Genomic DNA, 21838 nt, shown 5'->3' with positions numbered 1-21838 from the left:
CTCTAGGCCTCGTGTGCAGGTGGCAGCGAGGAGTCAACCGGCAGAGCTTCGTCCTCGCTGGGGAGCGGAACTCGAGCGCCGTGTCTCACGGGTCGCACTAGCCGGTGCTCACGCATCGAGGCCAGCACATGCTCTTGCGACGCTCGGTTTCGGGCCCATCGCTGCATCCACCACGCTGCCACCGACGAGCCGGGGTCCGTTGGCACTGGATCGAGCAGGTAGTCCGGCTCCGAATCGATGCCCAATGAGTAGTCCCGGAGGTTCTTCACGAGAGGCACGCCGTAAAGGATCCGTTCGCGTCCATGCTTCAGCAGTTCGTTTGATGGCCATCCGAGCGCGGCCAGTCCCAGCCGCACTTTCCGGAGTCGTGGGCTGACGCCCTCACCAAACAGACTGTTAACGCGGATGCGTCCGCCGGTGTGCTCCGACAGCCGGAGGAGGGCCTCGACCGTCACGTCCGAGAAGTGCGATGTGCCGAACGATTTGGAGCGACCCAACTGATGAAAGCCCATGCGTTGCTGGTCATCGCCGCCCATGGCTGACGCTGGCCAGTAGAGCCGATTGTACTGGCTCGATCCGGTGCCATAGAGCGAGGTCGTTCCGACAAAGGACAACCTCGCCTCGCGGGTGATTGGTCGGCCCGCCATCGCGGAGGCGATCTCGCTGGGTCGTGCGTATTTGGCGCGGTACGCCGCCATGACGGTGGGGGATACAGCAAGTGCGCCGACGAGCTTGCCTGCTGCCAGCGAGTTGTAAGGGGCGATGGCACCGCACACCGTGAGGTCGGCGATGACCGTGCCGACTCGCTCGCCTCGCGCGCGTCGAGCAATGCGACCAATCTGGGTCTTCGCCTTGGGGTCCGCCAGCGCCTTCCGAAGTCCGGCAGCCGTCGGCCTCGTACCCAGGTAGGTTCCGAGCAGGTTCTGGATCTCCAGCGTCTCGGCGAGGAGGGCGGCTCGCTTCGAGCGGAACAGGTGTGTCTCGGCGCGCTCGATCCACGCGTCCGTCGCGATGTTGCGTACCTCGCGGATCGGCCCACCGCGGTGGTGTTTGGCCCGGTGCCGTTCGGCGTCTGCTCGGAGACGGGCTACGACCTCTTGCGTGGGCTGCTTCAAGTCGTTCGGCTGCAGGAGGCCGTCGCGGAGTAGGTCATCGACGTAAATCTCGCTCCGCTGCGTCTTGATGCGGCGCGCAAGCCAGCGGGCGATCTTGTCGGTCGGCGCTGCACCGATGTCTGCAACGAACTGCTTGGTGTCCCAGCCCATCCAGGTGTCCCTCTCGGCAATCTGCACGACAGGACTAGAGATCGCGGCGAGCCCAATCACGGCGTGGAACTCGGTCGCCGCGTCACGGATCAGGATGGGCATCGATCGGCCAGGGACCGTCGAGTAGGCGTTGGCCCAGGTGTGCCTGAAGTAGCGCCAGATGTCGTGCAGGTTGAAGCCGGTGAGTTCGCAGGTGACAGTGCTATCCACGATCTGCACGTAGGGCTGGATCACCTGGTCGTCCTCAGTCGCGGCTTCGAGTGCATCTGCCAGCTCGCGACCATCGCGCATCAGGTTGAAGATCGACACCAGGCGATCACCGTGCTGATGTGACCGCTCCATGTTCGAGACGAATCGGCGGACGCTCGGCTGGCGTAGCTGGGCATCACGCCGCAAGTGCTCCTGGCGCCGGATGCGAGCCTTCTCGGTCTCGCGATCATGGTGCGAGTCGGGTGGGCTCAGGAGGGGACCCAACTTGTCCACCTGGACCGCCCAGCCCTGGTCAATGAGGTCGATCAAGGTGTGGACGGCTGCAGCTAGGCGGGGCTTGTTGTAGAGGTCTCCGAGTTCAGCCGCTGTAATCCAGAACTCGTGATCGAGAGGCATTTCCGGATCGAACTGTGCGCGCGCGAGCAGCGTGCAGAGGCGGAGGAAGCCCTTGCGCTCGCTGGTCGAGCCGCCCGCGGGCAATGCCAGAGGGATGTATTTGGCGTCGTCGGTCATGACTTCTGAAGCATCCGTCCGTATGTCGCGCTCCATGCGTCCAGCAGGTCGTCGATGCGGTGTCCGTCCCGTTCTAGTTGCGCCGCGCTCCTGGCAAAGGAGAGCAGGAAGAGTTCGATCGATGTCCGGAGCTCGGCAGCGACGTCTCCCTCGATGGTCTGCAGCGGCTGGTAGAGGGCCGCAAACGCAGGATGGTCTGCGTTCAGGGTGAGGTCGAGCGTCCGCTGTGCCAGCTTCGATCTGAACATCGCGTTGATCGGCAGGGCGTCCGACCCGATGCGGTACTTGATAGCGCCGCTGCGTCCGCGCGACGCAATGACTGGAAGATCCGGATCGGCAGCCGCCGCGATCTTGCATGACCTCTCAGCCGCTGCCTGGAACTTCACGTCCTCGAAGGCCTGGCGGACGCGCACGTTGAGAAGCCTGGCGATCGACTCAAGTTCCGGTTCAAGCGCTTCACGGAGGGTTGCGGACGGCCTGATGCCCTGCTTGTTGATCGTGATGCCGAAGTGCTCGTCCAGCCGGGGATCGAACTCGATCTCGCAACGCCACCAGTCGTCGTAGTTCTCGCGGCGCTTGCCGCCCATGAGGTGCCAGCCAGTAGCGATCTCCCGCCCAGCCCGCAGGATCGACACTCCGCCGCCACCGATGACGCCGATGCGTCTCTTGGTCACGTTGTCCAGACTGTGCCAACTGTGAACGGGCAGCATCACGAATCGCACGGTGACCACTGCCGTGTCACCGCTGGCGGTTTCCAACTCGTAGTGGAGGTCGTCGAACGCCGGCTTGGCCGACGCGCCTTCAATCTTGGTGGTCATCAGCGTCGGATCGACTGCCTGGACCTTGGACTCGTTGATCGTGATCGAAAGCCCCTGCGTGAGGAACCGGCGATACATACGGCCGAGGTCGCGGTGCAGCGCTCGCTCCAACCACGCCAGGCGTCGGTACTCGATCCGGTCACACTCGACCCACCGAACACGACAGCCGGACGGGCCGACGCCTCGACCTCCCCGTCGCGCAGCAAGCGCCGGGGCCGTGCCTGCCGCGATTTCGTCGACGTCGAGGGCCACCGTCTGCTCAAAGCCGGCGTTCCGCCACGCCGTGACCTCGACGCGTCGAGCCTGACCGAGGCTGGCGGCCGGGAGGCCCATGCCGAAGCGGCCGAAGGAGTGGCGGGCCTCGAACCTAGAGGATCCGCCAAACCGCAGACACTGTTCAAGCTGCGGCTTCGTCATGCCGACGCCATTGTCCAGCACGGTGATCTCAGGCAAGGCATCCGAGGCCGGACGGCTGATCGTGATCGCGATCTCGCTCGCTTCCGCCTGCACGGAGTTATCCACCAGTTCGGCGAGCGCTGTCGAGATGCTCAAGTAGCCAGATTCCCGCACAGCCCGAATGAAGTTGGAGGGAACGATCAGGCCGTCTTGGCCGTGGGCGTGGGCAGTCATCTTCGGCCTCCTCTCGCAGTGATTGACCTCTGCAAGAGTAGCTCGTCGCGCGGTGGCGGCGCACCCTCAAACTCGAGAGTGTGGGCACGGCGGGCGCATCCGCTCCTGTAGAGGTCAAACGGCACGGAGTGTGACCGCGATCCGCTTCGTCTTCGCCGGTTCAATGAAGTCGAGGCCGGCGCCCGATCGGAGGAGCAGTCGGATCGTAGGTAGGGAGGGACGTCCAATTTGGGCGGGTTCGGCTTTGTCGAGCCAGGCCAGTCGGCCAGTTCGTTGAAGATCGACCGTCGCTGCAAACGTTCCCATGGCAACAGTCACTACGCGGTCGGCCGCTCCAACGCTGGTGATCTCCGACCCAACCAAGTCTGATGGAGACGGTGTGACGGACTTCAGGCTGTTGATCCCGAGAACCTGAAGTTGAGCGACGGACTCACCGACGAGCCGGTTCAGCACGCTGAGAAGGTCGTCGGTCCGCTGAGTGTCTGCCATGGGCACATCATCCATGACACCAGGGCCGCGGCGCGCGGCAAGCGGTGGTTGGCAGTTCTCGGCGCGAGTCGCACTGTGAATCCTCGCAATCTGGCCACGGTGGCCTCTGGATTCGCGTACGGGAGCGAGGCCGGAGCGATGCTAGGTGCTCAGGTGCTCCGCCCTAGTCTGACGACGCGGCGGCCGTGACGGGCCGGACTCGCGGACCGGCCTGCCCGAGGATGTGGAGGCAGCGGTAGGCCCGCTGGCCGGACCGGCACGGGCAGGGTGCCTGCCTGTCGCGGACTCGGACTGCTCGCCAGTAGTCAAAGGCGGCGATTTCGGCGGCCCTCGTGCTGAGCGCCACGTCGTCGAGCACTCTCAGCGCGTCGTCGCCGGCGGCTAGGAGGACCTTTGCGGACCGATCGATCGTCCTCTGGATCGCGGTCGAGACTGCCTCCTGCCGTTTGGTCATGTCGCCCGACACCACCGCTAGCGAACCGCCGGAGAACCAGCCGACGATGTGCGTTCCCGACTCGTGTCCCATGAACGGCGAGGCGAAGCTCAGGTAGTTGCCGACTGACGGGTGCACGACGTTGCAGAGCCACTGGTAGTCCTCCTGCCACGACGAGCCGAACGCCCCTGAGAGCTTGTCTACGGCCGTGAGAACGTTCGACCGCTTGATGCGCCCGAACGTCTCCTGCAGTGCCGGCGCCTTCTCGTCGAACTTGCCGCCCATGGTCGCGTCAGTCAGGATCCCGAGCAGCGCATTGCGCTCATCGAAGCCGGCGCCCTCCTCGCCCGTCATGGCGAGTTTCAGCGCGTCCCAGCCGGCCGCCACCTTGACGGCGTCGGCGTGCAGTTGCGCGGCCGTCTCCGCGAGGCCCCGGGCGCAGGCGGCGGCAGGCACAATCAGGTCCTGGTTGAGGGTCCAATCAGCGGTTACCAGCAGTTGCCTCGACCGCCAGGCGGCCGTCAGCCACCAGACGGACATCGTCTGGTGAACCTCAACAAATGGGAAGAGCACCTTCGTGCTCGGGCCGATGTCCGTAGTGGGCATCGTGATCGCCCGCAGCACCCCAGTCTTCGATCGGTATGTCAAGTACGACCAGTGCTCCCCTTCGTCGGTGAAGGGACGAAGCCAATTGGCGAAAGCCGCCGCCGACGTCGTGTCGATCGGACGCATGCGCGCCATCTGCGTGTATGTGTTGAGGGTGGCGTCGACCTCGTCGTAGAACTCCAGAAGCTCCTCCGCAGGGCTTGTCTTCCCGGTGTGCTTGGGGCCGTCGGTCGCCATGATCCAAATCGTGCCTTACCGAGCCGGCCGTGGGCGCGACTCCATGAGGTGACTGATCCGATCTGCGTCCTCCGCACCTGGCTCGACCTCCGCGCGCGCTGGGCCGGCCCGCTGTTCCCGCGTGTCGGCGACAAACCTGCTCAATGTCCCTGTGGTTTCCCAGCGGTCAGAGTTCGCGCTTGGTGAGGGGTCGTCCTGGCATCCACCAATGATGGGTGTCCGCAGGACAGCGGGCTTCCCACGCCTGGATGGCTGTTGAATGACCGGTGGAGGGGTCGTGTCGCGTCCGATCGGTCCTCATCCAGACGCCAGGCGTCCCGCACACGGGGCAGTGGGGTGCGGCCTCCGGAGGCCCCGTTGCCGGAGAGTTGGTCGACATCGTTCTGGGGGAGCCAGTCATCGGATCGATGGCCTGGATGCCATTCGAGTCGACTCTCAGCAGTGCCGAACAAGTCTGTGGGTTGCCGTCCGCGACCCCGATCCAAACCACGTCGACCTCGGATGGAAGGGCCGGCGCTGGCGGTAGCCCCCAACCATCTCGGAGGAGACTTGAGACATACCAATGCGAGTCGTGGAGCCACACGAACATGTGGCGTTCAGCGCCCGTCGGGGCCTCGCCCAGCTTTCTCCTATTGTCGGGCTTCTCGATCTCAGCCTCCACCGCCGCGGTGAGGTTCGCCGGATCGATCGAGCCGCTGCCGTAACCGCTGGGGAAAAGGCGGGGCGGCACCGAGTCGGGCATCGCCCGGCCCTGGGCGATCCGCAGACGTCTGAGCTCGTCGACCGCGTCCACGGCTCGGCCGGTGACGGCTTCGAAAGGCGCCCCGAAGGCCGAGATGCCGTGCGACTCGAGTTTGTTGAGGAGCGACACAACCTGGGCCAGCGAGGCTGCGAGATCGGCCTCCTCATGGATGGCGACCATCCATGACGTCTGCAGCCCGACGTCCTGATGGCGAATCCGCTCCATCTGTGCCCGTGTGGCACGTGCCAGTGGAAGTTGGACGGAGGTCACCTCGACAGCGGTGAGGACCGAGCCCTGGTCGTCCACGAGGTCGAAGTCCCGCTGACCCTGCGCCGGCGGAACATCTCGCGGCTCCACGCGTCCACCGAGGAGTCGCGCCAAGACCTGCTGCGACTCGGTTTCTAGGGCTCTCTCCGCTGCACCCACCCTGCCATTCTCGCGGCCGTCGTCACCCTTCGCGTGCAAGCTGTCGCTCGGCTGGCGTCATGTTCGACGACTTCGTTCAGAAACTTGGATGGATCTCCACTGTGCGCCGCGCTGGCCGTCCGTGCGAAGAGCGTCAAGCAATGTATTACCCCCCGCCCGTATGGCAGTGCTTGGGCAGCTTGGGCCGCACTGGGGCCGCAGACGAACGAAAAACGACCCCTGACGCTGGAAGACGTTGGAAGACGTTTCCGCAGGTCACGGGCCGTTTTTAGGCACCCTAAGCGGGGCCGAAGCCCCCGCTGATTAGATGTCGTAGTAGAGCTCGAACTCGTGCGGGTGCGGACGCTGCTGCACCGGCAGGATCTCGTTGGAGCGCTTGTAGTCGATCCAGGTCTCGATCAGGTCGGGGGTGAACACGTTGCCCTCGGTGAGGAAGTCGTGGTCGCCCTCGAGGGAGTCGAGCACCTGGTTGAGGCTGGTCGGGACCTGGTCGATCTCGGCCATCTCGTCCGGCGGGAGCTCGTAGATGTCCTTGTCGATCGGGGCCGGCGGCTCGATCTTGTTCTTGATGCCGTCGAGGCCGGCCAGCAGCAGTGCGGAGAACGCGAGGTACGGGTTGGCCGACGGGTCGGGGCAGCGGAACTCGATGCGCTTGGCCTTCGGGTTCGCGCCGGTGATCGGGATGCGGACGCAGGCCGAGCGGTTGCGCTGGCTGTAGACCAGCGAGATCGGGGCCTCGAAGCCCGGCACCAGCCGGTGGTAGGAGTTCACGGTCGGGTTGGTGAACGCCAGCAGCGACGGGGCGTGCTTGAGGATGCCGCCGATGTAGTAGCGCGCGGTGTCGGACAGGCCGCCGTACCCGGTCTCGTCGTAGAACAGCGGCTCGCCGTCGTTCCAGATGGACTGGTGGCAGTGCATGCCGGAGCCGTTGTCGCCGAAGATCGGCTTGGGCATGAAGGTCGCGGTCTTGTCGTTGCGCCAGGCGACGTTCTTGACGATGTACTTGAACTTCATCACGTCGTCGGCGGCCTTGAGCAGCTCGTCGAACTTGTAGTTGATCTCCGCCTGGCCGGCGGTGCCGACCTCGTGGTGGGCACGCTCGACCTGGAGGCCGGACCGCTCGAGCTCGATCACCATCTCGTCGCGGAGCTCACCGAAGTGGTCGTACGGCGCCACCGGGAAGTAGCCACCCTTGTACTTCACCTTGTAGCCGCGGTTGTTCTCCTCGGAGCCGCTGTTCCACGCGCCCGCCTCGGAGTCGATGTGGTAGAAGCCCGCGTTGGTCTTGGTCTCGAAGCGGACCGAGTCGAAGACGTAGAACTCCGCCTCGGGAGCGAAGTACGCCTTGTCGCCGATGCCGGTGGACGCGAGGTAGGCCATCGCCTTGCGCGCGATGTTGCGCGGGTCGCGGGAGTAGGCCTCACCGGTGAGCGGGTCGTGGATGAAGAAGTTGACGACCAGGGTCTTCGCGGTGCGGAACGGGTCGATGTAGGCCGTGGTGGGATCCGGGAACAGCGACATGTCCGACTCGTGGATCGCCTGGAAGCCACGGATCGAGGAGCCGTCGAAGTTCAGGCCGTCGTCGAAGACCGACTGGTCGAACGACGACACCGGGACCGTGAAGTGCTGCATGACGCCGGGAAGGTCGCAGAAGCGGACGTCGACCATCTCGACGCCCTCGTCCTTGATGTACTTCAGCAGCTCGTCGCTGTTTGCGAACATTCGTCCTCCTTGGCGGCGGCGTGGTCTCGCCGCGGCCGGGGTGTGTGCCAGGTATCTGTGCAGTCCGAGCAGCCGATGCGACGCTGCATCGGACGCTTGCAACGTAGTCAGGGGCAGTTTCTTGACCGTATCCGGTTTGTTTCGCGGATGTAACAGATGCCCCCGGCCGATCCCGTACGGCGCCGGGCTAGGGTCGGCGGGTGCCTCCCACCGCGTCCTGGGCCCGCCGGGTCCTCGCCCTCGTCGTCGACTGGTTCGCCTGCACGCTGGTCGTGCTGGTCGTGACCGGTCCCGCCGGCTGGTCCGACGACCGCTACTCCGGCTTCTACACGATGGGCGTGTTCGTGGTGGAGGCCACGGTCCTCACCGCTCTCTCGGGCGGCTCGTTCGGCAAGCTCGCCACCCGCCTGCGAGTGATCCGGGTCGACGGCTCCAACCGGCCGCCCAACCTGTTGCGCTCGCTGCTGCGAGCCGTGATGGTGTGCCTGGTGATCCCGCCACTCGTGTTCCGCCCCGACGGGCGCGGACTGCACGACATGGCAGCCGGGACCGCCACCACCACGCTGGAGGACCTGTCCCGGCTCAGCGGCCGGGGCTAGATTGGCCGTTCACCCGAGAGTAAACCCGAGGAGCTCCCATGCGTCGCCGTCTGCTCTCCCGCGCGCTTGCCGCCGGGGTCGTCGTACCCCTGGTCCTGCTGGGGGTGAGTGCCTGCGGCGACGACAAGGACTCCGCCTCCGGCGCCCCCGCGAGCCAGGGGGCACCCGACCGCGGTGACGCCGGGGCCACCGAGACCCCTGACACCCAGCCCGCAGGGGACGAGATCGACCCGCAGGAGTTCGGTCAGCGCCTGGCTGCGGCGTACGACGGCCTGAAGAGCGCCAGCATGGAGATGTCGATCGAGGGCAGCGGCGCCACCATGGAGGCCACCGGCGACGTCGACTACTCCGGCGACGACCCGGCGATGTCGATGGAGATGTCCGGTGCGTCGTTCGGCGGCGGCACCGTGAACGTGATCATGGTCGACCGCGTGATGTACATGCAGATGCCCGGGCAGGGCGGCAAGTACCTCGAGGTCGCGCTCGACGACCCCAACAGCCCGCTGGCCGGCAGCTTCGGCTCCATGGAGAGCTTCGACCCCCGCACCACGATCGAGTCGTTCACCAAGAGCATCGACTCGGTCTCCGAGGTCGGTGAGGAGGAGGTCGACGGCCAGAGCGCGACGCACTACGTCGTCACCGCCGACACCGCCTCCGTCGCCGGCGACCTGGGCGCCGACGCCGGCAAGCTGCCCGACCAGCTCACCTACGACCTGTGGCTCGACAGCCAGGACCGGCCGGTCCAGATGAAGGTCGACCTCGAGGACCAGGGCTCCGTGACGGTGAAGATGAGCAACTACGACGAGCCGGTGACGATCGAGGCGCCGCCGAAGTCGCAGGTCCAGAAGATGCCGGGGAGCTGAGCCCGGGTCGCCGCACGCCACGGAGAGGACCACTCGCCACGTCTGGGGTGCGAAATGGTCCAGACGGGTCATGTGCTGATCGGGGCTCGGTCGTGGACTGGTGCGTCTTGGTCCGGACGAGCCGGACCTCGACCACGGGGAGACCACCGATGTCCTTCAGCCGCAACGCACGTCGCACCATGACCCTGGCCGCCGGCGCGTCCGCAGCGATCGTCCTGGGCACCACGACCGCCCAGGCGCACCACTGCTACATCCCGATGTACTCGCTCAACGGCCCCGCGTCGGCGAACTGGTTCGTCGTCTCGGCGCAGGACGGCGCCGCGCTGATCGCCGACTACCAGGCGGAGTGCGCCGGGGCCGCCGACGCCGGGTACGCCGCCCTGCGTGACGCGGGCATGCCCGTCGGGATCAAGATCAAGGAGTCGAAGACGATCGGCGACCCGAAGGACGAGGGCAAGATGAACCCGAACGGCGCCAACGGCAAGGGCCTGGAGTACTTCGGCGCCGGGTCGACCCTGGCCGACGAGATGGTCTCGACCTGGATCGCCGGCGCGTCGGCCTACGACTGCGACGCCTGAGCGGTCCGTCGGACCGCCGAGGGGCGGCCTGCGCGGCTCAGCGGCCGCGCAGGTTGCCCCGGTGGCCCTTCATGCTGGTGGGCACCGGGCCCTTGGGCAGCGGGATGCTGGAGCGGTTCGCGTCCAGCGCCTTGAGGCGGTAGAGCAGGTCGGTCATCTCGGCTGGCTTGATGCTGCGACCCAGCTTCTGCACGTGCTTGACCAGCTTCGGCAGCGGGACCTCGCCCTCGCCGTTGCCGCAGACGACCTCGTGGATCGGGGTCTCGGCGGCGACCCGTTCGTGCTTGCGCCTCTCGGTGGCCAGCAGCTGCTTGATCCGGCTCGGGGAGCCCTCGCCGACCAGCACGATGCCGGGCGGACCGACCACGCGGTGCACGACGTCCTGCTGCTTGGTGAAGCCGACCGCGGGCTCGACCTTCCAGCCGCGGCGCAGCATGTTGAGCGCGGCCGCGGCGGAACCCCGCTGCCCCTCCATCTGGGTGTAGGCCGCCCGCTGGGCGCGGCGGCCGAAGACGATGGTGGCGGCCAGGAACCCGAGCAGGATCCCGCCCAGGATGCCCCAGAACAGGTTGGGGCCGGGCAGGAAGAAGAACAGGGCGAAGCCGACCACGGCGCCCACGAGGAACGCGAGGAGGATCCAGAGCCCGATCCGGGGATCGGACTTCTTGGCCATCTTGTAGGTCTGGGCGATCTGCTGGCGCCGCTTGAGCTTCTCCGGCGCGTCGGGGGTCGACATGCGTGGTGCCTTCTCGGTCAGGAACGGTTCTCCAGGGCCTGACGGTACAGGCGACCGGCTCGGTACGACGAACGGACCAGCGGTCCGGACATGACACCGGCGAAACCGATCTCCGTCGCCTCGTCCGCGAGCTCGACGAACTCCTCGGGCTTGACCCACCGCTCGACCGGGTGGTGGCGAACCGACGGGCGGAGGTACTGGGTGATGGTGACCAGCTCGCAGCCGGCCTCGTGCAGGTCGCGCAGTGCCTGCGAGACCTCGTCACGGGTCTCTCCCATGCCGAGGATCAGGTTGGACTTGGTGACCAGCCCGAACGCCCGGGCCTGGGTGAGCACGTCCAGCGAGCGGTCGTAGCGGAACGCCGGTCGGATCCGCTTGAAGATCCGCGGCACGGTCTCGACGTTGTGCGCGAGCACCTCGGGACGGGACTCGAAGACCTCCTGGAGGAGGTCGGGCTTGCCGTTGAAGTCGGGGATGAGGTTCTCGACGCCGGTGTCGGGGTTGAGCTCGTGGATCGCGCGCACCGTCTCGGCGTACAGCCACGCGCCGCCGTCGGGCAGGTCGTCACGGGCGACGCCGGTGATGGTGGCGTAGCGCAGCTGCATCTTCTGCACGGACTCCGCCACCCGGCGCGGCTCGTCCCGGTCCAGCGGCTGCGGCTTGCCGGTGTCGATCTGGCAGAAGTCGCAGCGACGGGTGCACTGGTAGCCGCCGATGAGGAACGTCGCCTCGCGGTCCTCCCAGCACTCGAAGATGTTGGGGCAGCCCGCCTCCTGGCACACCGTGTGCAGGCCCTCGGACTTCACGAGGTTCTGGAGCTCGGTGTACTCCGGGCCCATCCTGGCCCGGGTCTTGATCCATTCCGGCTTGCGCTCGATCGGCGTCTCGGCGTTGCGGACTTCCAGCCGCAGCAGCTTGCGGCCGTCGGGTGCGGTGGGGGCCTGGGTCACCCGGTCACTCTACGCCGGGGCCCGGGACCACCCAATTCGCCATCAGGGGACGTCGCGGCGCCGGAACGACCACACGGACAGGCCCACGACGAGGGCGACCAGGACCGCGAGGTACGTCGTCCCGGCACCGAGGCCGAGGTGCTCCATGCAGCCGTTCGGACCGATGTCGGCGTTCGTGCAGAAGTGGTCGGGACTGTAGTAGTCGAAGCCGTTGAAGACCACCGCCGCCACGTTGGTCGGGATCAGCCAGCGGATCACTCCTTCGCCGAACACCGCCACCGCCGCTATCTGGCCGACCACGGCCACCGCGAACATCACGCCGAGGGTGGCGACGGTGCTGCGGAAGAACATCGTCAGCGCGTAGCCGGCGACCGCCGCCAGCGTGACCACCAGCGAGCCGCGCAGCGCCGAGTTCCGGATCAGCTCCCACGTGTGGGCGCTCGCCTGCACGTCGCGCTGCTCCGCGACCAGCCAGAGTGCCGCCCACCAGGCGGTCAGCACGACCAGGCTGACCACCAGCGAGACCGCGCCGACGGCGACTGCCTTCGCGCCCCACACGCGCAGCCTCCGGGGCTCGAACAGGAGCTGGTTGCTCAGCGACCCGCTGTTCCAGTCGTGGCCGGCGAACGTGGTGCCGACCAGCATCAGGAATGCGGCCAGGATCGTGATCACGCCGAGGCCGGAGCCCTTCCGCTGGTCGCCGACGTCCAGCGGCTGACGGGTGAGGTACCACTCGTACTGCTCGTCGCCGAACCCGAACGTCTGCTCGCACGCCCCCTCCACGTCGCCGGTCGTCGGCACGCCGTACTCCTCGGGTCGTGCGACGCACTCGTCGATCATCTGCTGGTTGTCCTGCCGGTTCTGGGCGACGACCTCCTTGGCCTGCCTGATCTCCTCCGCGGTGACCGGCCGGGTGTCCCAGACCAGGCTGTACCAGACCAGGGCCGGGACGAGCACGCAGCCGGCCAGCAGGATCGTCACCGCCCGGCGCCAGCGCAGCCGGGTGAGCTCCACACCGACGAGCCTCATCGCAACGCCCCCTCGTCGGTGCCGTGTCCGAGCGTCGCCTGCTCGGTGAGCTGGAGGAACACCGACTCGAGGTCGGCACGGACGGGGGAGAGCTCGGTCAGGTAGACGCCGCCGTCCGCGAGCGTCCTGGTGATCTCGCCCGGTGATGCCTGGGTGTCGACCAGGAGGCCTCGTTCCTCCGCCCGGACGGTGTGCCCGCCGCCGACCAGCAGCCGCGCCGCGGTGTCGGGGTCGGGCACGCCGACGCGGTAGGTGGTGCTGGTGCCGATGAGGTCGTCGACACGACCGCTGGCCAGCATCCGGCCGTGGCCGATGATCGTCGCGGAGTCGCAGACCTGCTGGACCTCGGCCAGGATGTGCGAGCTCAGCAGGACGGTCACGCCCCGCTCGCCGAGGTTGCGGATGGTCTCGCGGATCTCGCGGATGCCGGCCGGGTCGAGGCCGTTGGTGGGCTCGTCGAGGATCAGCAGCCGGGGCTGCTTCAGCAGGGTGGCCGCGATCGCGAGCCGCTGCTTCATGCCAAGCGAGTAGGCGCGGTAGCGGTCCCGGTCGCGACCGGTCAGTGACACCAGTGCGAGCGCCTCGTCGACCCGGCTGTCCTGCTCGCCGATCGCGCGGGCCAGCAGCAGGAGGTTCTGCCGGCCGGTGAAGTTGGGGGAGAACTTCGGGGACTCCACCACCGCACCGATCCACGGCATCACCTCCGGCAGGCGCTGTGGCACGTCCTGCCCGAAGAGCCGCATCGAGCCGCCGGTCGGGCGCGAGAGCCCGAGCAGCATGCGGATGGTGGTGGTCTTGCCGGAGCCGTTGGGCCCGAGGAAGCCGTGCACCCCGCCGGCGGGCACCGCGAGGTCGAGGTCCCGCACCGCGACGCGGACCGCGCCGGAGCGGGTGTGGAAGGTCTTGTTCAGTCCCCGTGTCTCGATGACCAGCTCGCTCACGTGACCCCCCGGGCTCCGGTGCCGCGGCCCAGTCCGCTGCATCCGACGATGGTCGCAGGCACCTGCGAGGGCCGCCGTACGGCGCGCCGGAGGGTCAGACGGCGGTGGGGGTGACCAGCGGGATCCGCGGCGGCTCAGGCCTCGGCTCGTAGTCGGGCGTGGCGTCGTAGGCGCGCCAGGCCAGCAGCTCGGTGAGGTGCTTCTCGACCGACGGGAGCACCTCGGCGACGGGGACGTCGTGGCCGAGCTCGGTGGTCAGCGAGGTGACGCCGGCGTCGGCGATGCCGCAGGGCACGAACCGGTCGTACCAGCCGAGGTCGACGTCGCAGTTGAGCGCGAAGCCGTGCATGGTGACACCACGGCTGACTCGCAGGCCGATGGCCGCGATCTTGCGCTCGGGACCGCGCTCGTCGGCGCGCAGCCATACCCCGCTACGACCCGGGACCCGTGCGGTGGTGACGCCGAAGTCCGCGCAGACGGCGATCAGCGCCTCCTCGATGCGGCGCACGTAGTCGACGACCTTGACGTGGTCGGGCAGCCGGACGATCGGGTAGCCGACCAGCTGACCGGGGCCGTGGAAGGTGATCTTGCCGCCGCGGTCGACGTCGATGACCGGCGCGCCGCCGGGGTCGACGGGGCGCTCGTGCGGGTCGGTGCGCTTGCCGGCGGTGAACACCGGCGGGTGCTCGAGCAGCAGCACGGTGTCGCCGGCTCCGTCGACCACCGAGGCGTGCACCTCGCGCTGGAGGTCCCACGCGGCGAGGTAGTCGACGGCGTCGTCACCGAGGCCGGCGATGCGGAAGTCGAGGGGCACAGAGCCACCCTACCCGCGGCCTGTGGAGAGCCGGGTGCGGCTGTCGGCGGGGGAGCGCACAGTGGGGGCATGGCATCTCGGGACGCACGCGACGTGGCTCCGGCACTGCTGCTGGTCGCCGGCCTGCTCGCGGTCGTCGCCGGCACGTGGTGGCAGGTCGCCTCCCCGGACCGGCCGGCCGGCGGGGCTCCCGGGTCGCCGGTCGTCGCGGAGCCGGTCGGCGCCGAGGCCTCGGTCCTGGCCGGGTGGGACCGGCGCCGGGCCGCGGCGTACTCCAGGGGCGACGTGCCGGCGCTGCGCTCGCTCTACCTGCCCGGGAGCGGGGCCGGGGAGGCTGACGTGGCGGTGCTGCGGGCCTGGCTGCGTCGCGGGCTGCGGGTCGAGGGGCTGCGCACCCAGGTGCTCGACCGGCGGGTGGTCGCGCGCGGTCCCGGGCGGATGGTGCTCCGGGTGACCGACCGGATGGTGGGCGCGGTGGCTGTCCGTGCCGGCGGCGTGCGGGCCCGGCTGCCGGCCGACCGGCCGGGGGAGCGCACGGTCACGCTGGTGCGGCACGAAGGGAGGTGGGTGGTGGCCCGGGTGGTGTGACCTCAGGCCCGGGCGATGGTGCGGCCCATGATCTCCCGGACGTCCCGGTCCTGGAACTGGTACCCGAGCGCCTCCAGGGCGGCCGGCACAAGACGGAAGGACCCGAGGGTCTCCGGGGCGAGCTTGCCCGCTCCGATCCTGAGCAGCGGCGCGGGGACCGCGAGCCTGGCCCGGCGCCCGACTGCGTCGGCGAAGGCGTCGGTGAACTCACGGTTGGTGCACGGATCGGGACTGGTCAGGTTGAACGGGCCCGCGGCCGTCGCGTGCTCGAGAAGGAGGATGGTGGCATTCACCCAGTCCTGCAGCGAGATGACGGGGAAGTAGTGGCGCCCGTCGCCGAGCCGAGCCCCGAGTCCGAGGCGGAACGCCGGCGTCAGCACCTTCAAGGTGAGGGACTCCGGGTGGACCACGGGCACCGTGCGGAGAACGCAGACGCGCGCCCCGGCCTCTGTGGCGGGGGTGGTCGCGTCTTGCCAGTCCCTGGCCACCTGGGTCATGAAGGCGTCGCCGCGGGAGTCGCTCTCCTCGGTGAGCACTTGGTCGCCGTGGTCGCCGTACCACGCGCTCGCGTTCTGCGCGATGAACGCGGGAGGGGCGGCACTTGCGGCCACGGCGTCGGCGAGCACCCGGGTGGTGACGACGCGGCTGTCGTGCAGGGTGCGCCGGTACTTCGTCGAGTGCGGGTTGCCAAGCAATCGGGTGCCCGCGACGTTGACGACCACGTCGGCCTCCTCGATGACCGCCCGGTCGACCTCGCCCGCATAGGGGTCCCACTGCGACTCGCCGGCCTGCGCCTCGCGCCGTACCAGCGGGGTCACGTCGTGCCCGCGCCCGGAGAGCGCGTCGGTGAGGTGGCTGCCGAGGAAGCCGGAGGCGCCGGCGATGACGACCTGCATGGGGCCACTCTGTCACGGCGGTCCTGGTCACGGCGGTCCATGCCGACACGCCGACACAACATCTGGTGCCGGACCTGCGGGCCACCCCTACATATGCTGGTCGCGCAGCTGGTTCGGGTCGCGTCCGCGCGGTCCGAGGCAAGAGGGAACCCGGTGAGACTCCGGGACTGCCCCGCAGCGGTGAGTGGGAACGACCGCCGTCACGAAGCACTGGACGCAGCCCGACAGGGCGGTCTGGGAAGCGACGGCCAGTAGGGGTCGAGCGGCACCCGTCCGGGTGCCGGGAGGCGCGCCCGCCAGTCCGAAGACCTGCCAGCGCACCGCACCCGCCGGGTGTGGTGGTCCGACGCCGCGAGGGACGGCCGACGGCTCCCAGGACCCGCCGTGCGCGGCCCTGCACCGTCGACTCCTCCTCGCGTCGGAGGACCGGTCCCCGACCGGACTCGCGAGGAGAGAGACATGACGGTCACCCCGACAGCACCACCCGACCCTGCGACGCCTGCCCGCCCGACCATGCAGGTGCGCAAGCGCAACGGCGACACCGAGCCCGTCGACGTCAACAAGATCGTCCGGGCCGTCGAGCGGGTCGCCACCGACCTCGACGCGGTCGACCCGCTGCGAGTCGCCACCCGCACCATCAGCGGCCTGTACGACGGCGCGACGACCGCCGAGCTCGACCGGCTCTCGATCCGCACCGCGGCCGAGATGATCGGCGAGGAGCCGGCCTACTCCCGGCTCGCAGCGCGGCTGCTCGCGGCGTACGTCGACAAGGAGGTGCGCAACCAGGGCGTCGCCTCGTTCAGCCAGGCGATCGCGCTCGGCCACGCCGAGGGGCTCATCGGCGACGAGACCGCGGCGTTCGTCAAGGACAACGCCCGCAAGCTCGACTTCGCGGTCGACCCCGACGGCGACCGGCGGTTCGAGTACTTCGGGCTGCGCACCGTCTACGACCGTTACCTGCTGCGGCACCCGACCACCCGGCTGGTCGTGGAGACCCCGCAGTACTTCCTGCTCCGGGTCGCCTGCGGCCTGGCCCGGACACCGGGGGAGGCGATCGGGTTCTACGGGCTGATGTCGTCGCTGGCCTACCTTCCGAGCAGCCCCACGCTGTTCAACTCCGGCACCCGGCACACCCAGATGTCGTCGTGCTACCTGGTGGACAGCCCGCGCGACGACCTCGACTCGATCTACGACCGCTACCGGCAGGTGGCCAGGCTGTCGAAGTTCGCCGGCGGCATCGGGATCGGGTTCTCGCGGGTCCGTTCACGCGGTGCCCTGATCCGCGGCACCAACGGCCAGTCCAACGGGATCGTGCCGTTCCTGCGCACGCTCGACTCGTCGGTCGCCGCGGTCAACCAGGGAGGCCGGCGCAAGGGTGCGGCCTGCGTCTACCTCGAGCCGTGGCACCCCGACGTCGAGGAGTTCCTCGAGCTCCGCGACAACACGGGTGAGGACGCCCGCCGCACGCACAACCTCAACCTCGCCAACTGGGTCCCCGACGAGTTCATGCGCCGGGTCGAGGCGGACGGCACGTGGTCGCTCGTCGACCCCGACCAGGCCCCGGAGCTGCCCGACCTGTGGGGCGAGGCGTTCGACGAGGCGTACCGCCGGGCCGAGGCCGACGGGCGCTACGTGCGGCAGGTCAAGGCACGCGACCTCTACGGGAAGATGATGCGCACCCTGGCGCAGACCGGGAACGGGTGGATGACCTTCAAGGACGCCGCCAACCGCACCTGCAACCAGACCTCGGACCGCCCGGGCGGGCCGGTGGTGCACCTGTCGAACCTCTGCACCGAGATCATCGAGGTCTCCTCCAACGACGAGACCGCGGTCTGCAACCTCGGCTCGGTGAACCTCGCCCAGCACCTCACCACGGACGACCAACCGGTGGTCGAGGAAGGCGCGCAGCGCCTGTCTCGAACCCACCTGACGATCGACTGGGAGAAGCTCCGGGCCACCGTGCGCACCGCGGTGCCGTTCCTCGACCGGGTGATCGACGTCAACTACTACCCGAGCGAGCAGGCGGCGGCCTCCAACCCCCGCTGGCGCCCGGTGGGACTCGGGTTGATGGGGCTGCAGGACGTGTTCTTCGCGCTCGGGCTCCCGTTCGACTCCCCGGAGGCGCGGGAGCTGTCCACCCGGATCTCGGAGGAGATCTACCTGACCGCGCTCGAGGTGTCGTGCGCGCTCGCCGAGCGCCACGGCCCGCACCCGTCGTACGACGAGACCCGGGCGGCGCGGGGCTTCCTCCAGCCGGACCTGTGGGGGATCGAGCCGACCCAGACCGAGCGCTGGGCGGCGCTGCGCGCGCGTGTGGCCGAGCACGGTCTGCGCAACGCGCTGCTGGTCGCGATCGCGCCCACCGCGACGATCGCCTCGATCGCGGGCTGCTACGAGTGCATCGAGCCGCAGGTCTCCAACCTGTTCAAGCGGGAGACCCTGTCCGGGGAGTTCCTCCAGGTGAACAACGCGCTGGTGCGGGAGCTCAAGGCACGCGGGCTGTGGACGCAAGAGGTGCGCGAGGAGATCAAGCGCGCCGAGGGCTCGGTCCAGGGCGTCGCGGCGCTGCCCGAGGAGGTGCGGACCCTCTTCCGGACCGCCTGGGAGCTGCCGCAGCGGGCGCTGGTGGACATGGCAGCGGCGCGGTCGCCGTACGTCGACCAGAGCCAGTCGCTCAACCTGTTCATCGCCGGTCCGTCGATCGGGAAGCTGTCGTCGATGTACCTCCATGCCTGGAAGTCCGGGCTGAAGACGACCTACTACCTGCGTTCCCGCCCGGCCACCCGGATCCAGCAGGCGACCGTCTCGGTCGTGCCGGTGGTTGAGGAGGCCCGCCGGGGCCGTCTCGACACCACCACCCCGTCCACCACCGACGAGCAGGCTGCCCTGGCCTGCTCGCTGGAGAACCCCGAGAGCTGCGAGGCCTGCCAGTGACCACCACCCCGAATCGCACCAGGATGCTGCTCGACCCCGGGATGGAGCTGACCCTCCGCCCGATGCGCTACCCGCACTTCTACGAGCGCTACCGCGACGCCATCAAGAACACCTGGACCGTGGAGGAGGTGGACCTGCACTCCGACCTGGCGGACCTCGCGAAGCTGACCGAGGCCGAGCGGCACCTGGTGTCGCGGCTGGTGGCCTTCTTCGCGACCGGCGACACGATCGTGGCGAACAACCTGGTGCTCAACCTCTACCAGCACGTGAACTCGCCCGAGGGCCGGCTCTACCTCTCGCGACAGCTGTTCGAGGAGGCCGTGCACGTGCAGTTCTACCTGACCCTGCTCGACACCTACGTCCCCGACGAGAAGGAGCGGAACGAGGCGTTCGCGGCGGTCGACAACATCCCGTCGATCAAGCACAAGGCCGACTTCTGCTTCCGGTGGATCGACTCGGTCTTCGACCTCGACCGGCTCGAGACCCGGGAGCACCGGCGGGCGTTCCTGCTCAACCTGATCTGCTTCGCCGCGGTGATCGAAGGGCTGTTCTTCTACGGGGCGTTCGCCTACGTCTACTTCCTCCGCTCACGCGGCCTGCTCAACGGGCTGGCCTCCGGCACCAACTGGGTGTTCCGCGACGAGTCGATGCACATGGCGTTCGCGTTCGACGTGGTCGACACGGTCCGCGAGGAGGAGCCCGACCTGTTCGACGACGACCTGGCCGCCGAGATCCGGCAGATGCTGGTCGAGGGCGTCGACGCCGAGGCGCAGTTCGCCGAGGACCTGCTCGGGAGGGGGGTCGCCGGGCTGACCACCGCCGACATGCGCGCCTACCTCGAGCACGTCGCCGACCGGCGGATGCTGCGTCTGGGGCTGGAGCCGATCTACGGTTCGCAGAACCCGCTGGCGTTCATGGAGCTGCAGGACGTGCAGGAGCTGTCGAACTTCTTCGAGCGACGGGTCTCGGCCTACCAGGTGGGCGTGACCGGCGCGGTGTCGTTCGACGACGACTTCTGACGTCGGATTTGAGGAGGTCGCGCAGAGACCGTCTCGAAACCACCACGGACACGCAACGACGGCCCGGGACCAGCAGCGGTCCCGGGCCGTCGTACGTCGTCGTCTCAGACCTCGAACGAGCCGGCCTCGAGGCGCTGCTTGACCTCGCGCAGGAAGCGGCCGGCGTCGGCGCCGTCGACGAGGCGGTGGTCGTAGGTGAGCGAGAGGTAGACCATGTAGCGCACCGCGATCGTCTCGCCGAGGTTCGGGTCGTCGATCACGACCGGCCGCTTCACCACCGCGCCGGGGCCGAGGATGGCGACCTGGGGCTGGTTGATGATCGGGGTGTCGAACAGGGCCCCGAAGCTGCCCAGGTTGGTGATCGTGAAGGTGCCGCCGGTGAGGTCGTCGGGCGTGATCTTGTTGCTGCGGGTGCGGTCGGCGATGTCAGCGATCTTCTTCGCCAGCCCGGCGATGGAGAGGTCGCCGGCGTCCTTGACCACCGGGGTCAGCAGGCCACGCTCGGTGTCCACCGCGAACGCGATGTTCTCGCGGTCGAAGTAGGTGATCTCGCCAGCCTCGCTGTCGAGGTTGGCGTTGAGCTTCGGGTGCTGCTTGAGGGCGTCGATCGCCGCCTTGGCAAAGAACGGCAGGTAGGTCAGCTTGACGCCCTCGCGGGCCAGGAAGTCGGCCTTGGCCGCCTCGCGCTGACGCGCGATGTTGGTGACGTCGACCTCCATCACCTGGGTGAGCTGGGCCGCGGTGTGCAGCGACTCCACCATGCGCGTGGCGATCACCTTGCGCAGCCGGCTGACCTTCTCCGTGGTGCCGCGCAGTGGTGACGGGGACGCGGCCGGAGCGCTCGCCGCGGGTGCGGCGGCCGGCGCTGCGGGAGCCGCCGGTGCCGGGGCCCCCTTCGCCCTGGCGGCCTCGAGGACGTCCTGCTTGCGGATCCGTCCGCCGACGCCGGTGCCGGACACGGTGGCCAGGTCGACCTCGTGCTGGGCCGCCAGCTTGCGGACCAGGGGCGTGACGTACGCCGCTTCGCCGTCGCTCGACCCACCGGCCGACGACGACGCGGCCGGGGCGGCGGGAGCCGCCGGTGCCGGGGCCGGCGCGCTCTCCTGCGCGGCCGGCGCGCTTTCCTGCGCGGCCGGGGCGGGAGCCGGGGCCGGCTCCTCCTTCGGGGCCTCCTGCTGCGGGGCGGGCTCCGGCTCGGGCTCGGCCTGCTGGGGCTCGGGCTCGGCCTGCTGCTCCTGCTGGGCGGGGGCCGCGTCGCCGGAGCCGATGATCGCGAGCTCCGCGCCGACCTCGACGGTCTCGTCCTCGGCCACCTTCACCTCGAGCAGGGTGCCGGCTACGGGGNGGGGGAGGGGATCTCGGTGTCGACCTTGTCGGTGGAGACCTCGAGCAGCGGCTCGTCGACGGCGACCTCGTCACCGACCTGCTTGAGCCAGCGGGTGACGGTGCCCTCGGTGACCGACTCGCCGAGCGCCGGGAGCGTGACCGGCGTACCGCTGCCGCCCCCGGACCCACCCGACGACTGCTGCGACGACTCCTGGGCCGCCGGCTGCTCCGCAGCGGGGGCCTCCTCCTCCTGCTGGGGGGCCTCGGCCTGCTCCTGCTGCGGCTCCTCGGCGGGAGCCTCCTCCGCAGCCGCCTCCTGGTCGCCGGACCCGCCGTCGGAGCCGGCCGACTCGCCGGCGTCGCCGAGCAGGGCCAGCACGGCGCCGACCTCGACGGTGTCGTCCTCGTTGGCCTTGATCTCGAGCAGGGTGCCCGCGACCGGCGAGGGGATCTCGGTGTCGACCTTGTCGGTGG

The 21838-nt window shown here is 68.9% G+C and carries 18 protein-coding genes, 1 pseudogene and 1 riboswitch; of the genes and pseudogenes, 6 read left to right on the top strand and 13 right to left on the bottom strand.

Annotation, left to right across the window (positions count from 1 at the left end; translation table 11 throughout):
* Nucleotides 1-2: 2 nt before the first annotated feature.
* The 6 genes from EKO23_RS15980 to glnA form a co-directional block, all read right to left on the bottom strand.
* Nucleotides 3-1988 (bottom strand): Druantia anti-phage system protein DruA, encoded by a 1986-nt coding sequence (locus EKO23_RS15980; protein WP_134719068.1) that lies wholly within the window; start codon nucleotides 1986-1988, stop codon nucleotides 3-5.
* Nucleotides 1985-3436 carry an ATP-binding protein gene (locus EKO23_RS15975; protein WP_134719066.1) on the bottom strand — a complete coding sequence of 484 codons (1452 nt, stop codon included), beginning with the start codon at nucleotides 3434-3436 and terminating at the stop codon, nucleotides 1985-1987. The genes EKO23_RS15980 and EKO23_RS15975 overlap by 4 nt, the downstream gene beginning before the upstream one ends.
* A 114-nt stretch (nucleotides 3437-3550) precedes the next feature.
* Nucleotides 3551-3925: a hypothetical protein gene (locus tag EKO23_RS15970; protein WP_134719064.1), complete on the bottom strand. Its 375-nt coding sequence runs from the start codon at nucleotides 3923-3925 to the stop codon at nucleotides 3551-3553.
* Nucleotides 3926-4088: 163 nt separating this feature from the next.
* Nucleotides 4089-5201 carry a hypothetical protein gene (locus EKO23_RS15965; RefSeq protein WP_134719062.1) on the bottom strand — a complete coding sequence of 371 codons (1113 nt, stop codon included), beginning with the start codon at nucleotides 5199-5201 and terminating at the stop codon, nucleotides 4089-4091.
* A 166-nt stretch (nucleotides 5202-5367) separates the two neighbouring features.
* A complete protein-coding gene (locus EKO23_RS15960) occupies nucleotides 5368-6369 on the bottom strand; it encodes a hypothetical protein (protein ID WP_134719060.1) in 1002 nt (333 codons plus the stop codon).
* Between the two features lie 303 nt (nucleotides 6370-6672).
* The gene (glnA, locus tag EKO23_RS15955; RefSeq protein ID WP_134719058.1) at nucleotides 6673-8091 is read right to left on the bottom strand and encodes a type I glutamate--ammonia ligase; all 1419 of its coding nucleotides are present in this window, start codon (nucleotides 8089-8091) and stop codon (nucleotides 6673-6675) included.
* Between the two features lie 200 nt (nucleotides 8092-8291).
* On the opposite strand from glnA, the gene EKO23_RS15950 reads away from it, so the two are divergent.
* From EKO23_RS15950 to EKO23_RS15940, 3 genes are all read left to right on the top strand, one after another.
* A complete protein-coding gene (locus EKO23_RS15950; protein WP_134719056.1) occupies nucleotides 8292-8690 on the top strand; it encodes an RDD family protein in 399 nt (132 codons plus the stop codon).
* Nucleotides 8691-8728: 38 nt separating this feature from the next.
* Complete coding sequence (locus EKO23_RS15945; protein ID WP_134719054.1) at nucleotides 8729-9553, top strand: SCO4651 family lipoprotein; 825 nt, start codon at nucleotides 8729-8731, stop codon at nucleotides 9551-9553.
* Nucleotides 9554-9702: 149 nt separating this feature from the next.
* Nucleotides 9703-10131, top strand: a complete 429-nt coding sequence (locus tag EKO23_RS15940; RefSeq protein ID WP_134719052.1) for a hypothetical protein — start codon at nucleotides 9703-9705, stop codon at nucleotides 10129-10131.
* Nucleotides 10132-10168: 37 nt separating this feature from the next.
* On the opposite strand, the gene EKO23_RS15935 is transcribed toward EKO23_RS15940, so the two are convergent.
* The 5 genes from EKO23_RS15935 to lipB form a co-directional block, all read right to left on the bottom strand.
* On the bottom strand, nucleotides 10169-10867 hold the full coding sequence (locus tag EKO23_RS15935; RefSeq protein WP_134719050.1) for a DUF4191 domain-containing protein: 699 nt from the start codon (nucleotides 10865-10867) through the stop codon (nucleotides 10169-10171).
* Between the two features lie 17 nt (nucleotides 10868-10884).
* On the bottom strand, nucleotides 10885-11817 hold the full coding sequence (gene lipA, locus EKO23_RS15930; protein ID WP_134719048.1) for a lipoyl synthase: 933 nt from the start codon (nucleotides 11815-11817) through the stop codon (nucleotides 10885-10887).
* Between the two features lie 42 nt (nucleotides 11818-11859).
* Nucleotides 11860-12846, bottom strand: a complete 987-nt coding sequence (locus EKO23_RS15925; RefSeq protein ID WP_134719046.1) for an ABC transporter permease subunit — start codon at nucleotides 12844-12846, stop codon at nucleotides 11860-11862.
* Nucleotides 12843-13787 carry an ABC transporter ATP-binding protein gene (locus EKO23_RS15920; protein WP_217702656.1) on the bottom strand — a complete coding sequence of 315 codons (945 nt, stop codon included), beginning with the start codon at nucleotides 13785-13787 and terminating at the stop codon, nucleotides 12843-12845. The genes EKO23_RS15925 and EKO23_RS15920 overlap by 4 nt, the downstream gene beginning before the upstream one ends.
* Nucleotides 13788-13881: 94 nt before the next feature.
* Entirely contained in the window at nucleotides 13882-14601 is a 720-nt protein-coding gene (gene lipB / locus EKO23_RS15915; protein ID WP_217702655.1) for a lipoyl(octanoyl) transferase LipB, read from the bottom strand.
* 69 nt (nucleotides 14602-14670) lie between these two features.
* Between lipB and EKO23_RS15910 the strand changes: the two genes are divergently transcribed.
* Complete coding sequence (locus EKO23_RS15910) at nucleotides 14671-15189, top strand: hypothetical protein (RefSeq protein ID WP_134719042.1); 519 nt, start codon at nucleotides 14671-14673, stop codon at nucleotides 15187-15189.
* A 2-nt stretch (nucleotides 15190-15191) separates the two neighbouring features.
* Here EKO23_RS15910 and EKO23_RS15905 read toward each other — a convergent pair whose 3' ends face one another.
* Nucleotides 15192-16085, bottom strand: a complete 894-nt coding sequence (locus EKO23_RS15905; RefSeq protein WP_134719040.1) for a TIGR01777 family oxidoreductase — start codon at nucleotides 16083-16085, stop codon at nucleotides 15192-15194.
* A 92-nt stretch (nucleotides 16086-16177) separates the two neighbouring features.
* Nucleotides 16178-16416: riboswitch (cobalamin riboswitch) on the top strand.
* A gap of 128 nt (nucleotides 16417-16544) precedes the next feature.
* Here EKO23_RS15905 and EKO23_RS15900 point away from each other — a divergent pair.
* Together EKO23_RS15900 and EKO23_RS15895 are read left to right on the top strand one after the other, a co-directional pair.
* A complete protein-coding gene (locus tag EKO23_RS15900; RefSeq protein ID WP_134719038.1) occupies nucleotides 16545-19019 on the top strand; it encodes a ribonucleoside-diphosphate reductase subunit alpha in 2475 nt (824 codons plus the stop codon).
* Complete coding sequence (locus EKO23_RS15895; RefSeq protein WP_217702654.1) at nucleotides 19016-20038, top strand: ribonucleotide-diphosphate reductase subunit beta; 1023 nt, start codon at nucleotides 19016-19018, stop codon at nucleotides 20036-20038. The genes EKO23_RS15900 and EKO23_RS15895 overlap by 4 nt, the downstream gene beginning before the upstream one ends.
* A gap of 104 nt (nucleotides 20039-20142) precedes the next feature.
* On the opposite strand, the pseudogene sucB reads toward EKO23_RS15895, so the two are convergent.
* Nucleotides 20143-21838, bottom strand: a pseudogene (gene sucB, locus EKO23_RS15890) (2-oxoglutarate dehydrogenase, E2 component, dihydrolipoamide succinyltransferase); the annotation flags it as partial.

It is taken from the genome of Nocardioides guangzhouensis (assembly GCF_004519545.1).
In the GTDB taxonomy this organism is placed as follows: Bacteria; Actinomycetota; Actinomycetes; order Propionibacteriales; family Nocardioidaceae; genus Nocardioides; species Nocardioides guangzhouensis.
The sequence above is the reverse complement of the archived record's forward strand: the minus strand, read 5'-3'. Positions and strand labels throughout refer to the sequence as shown.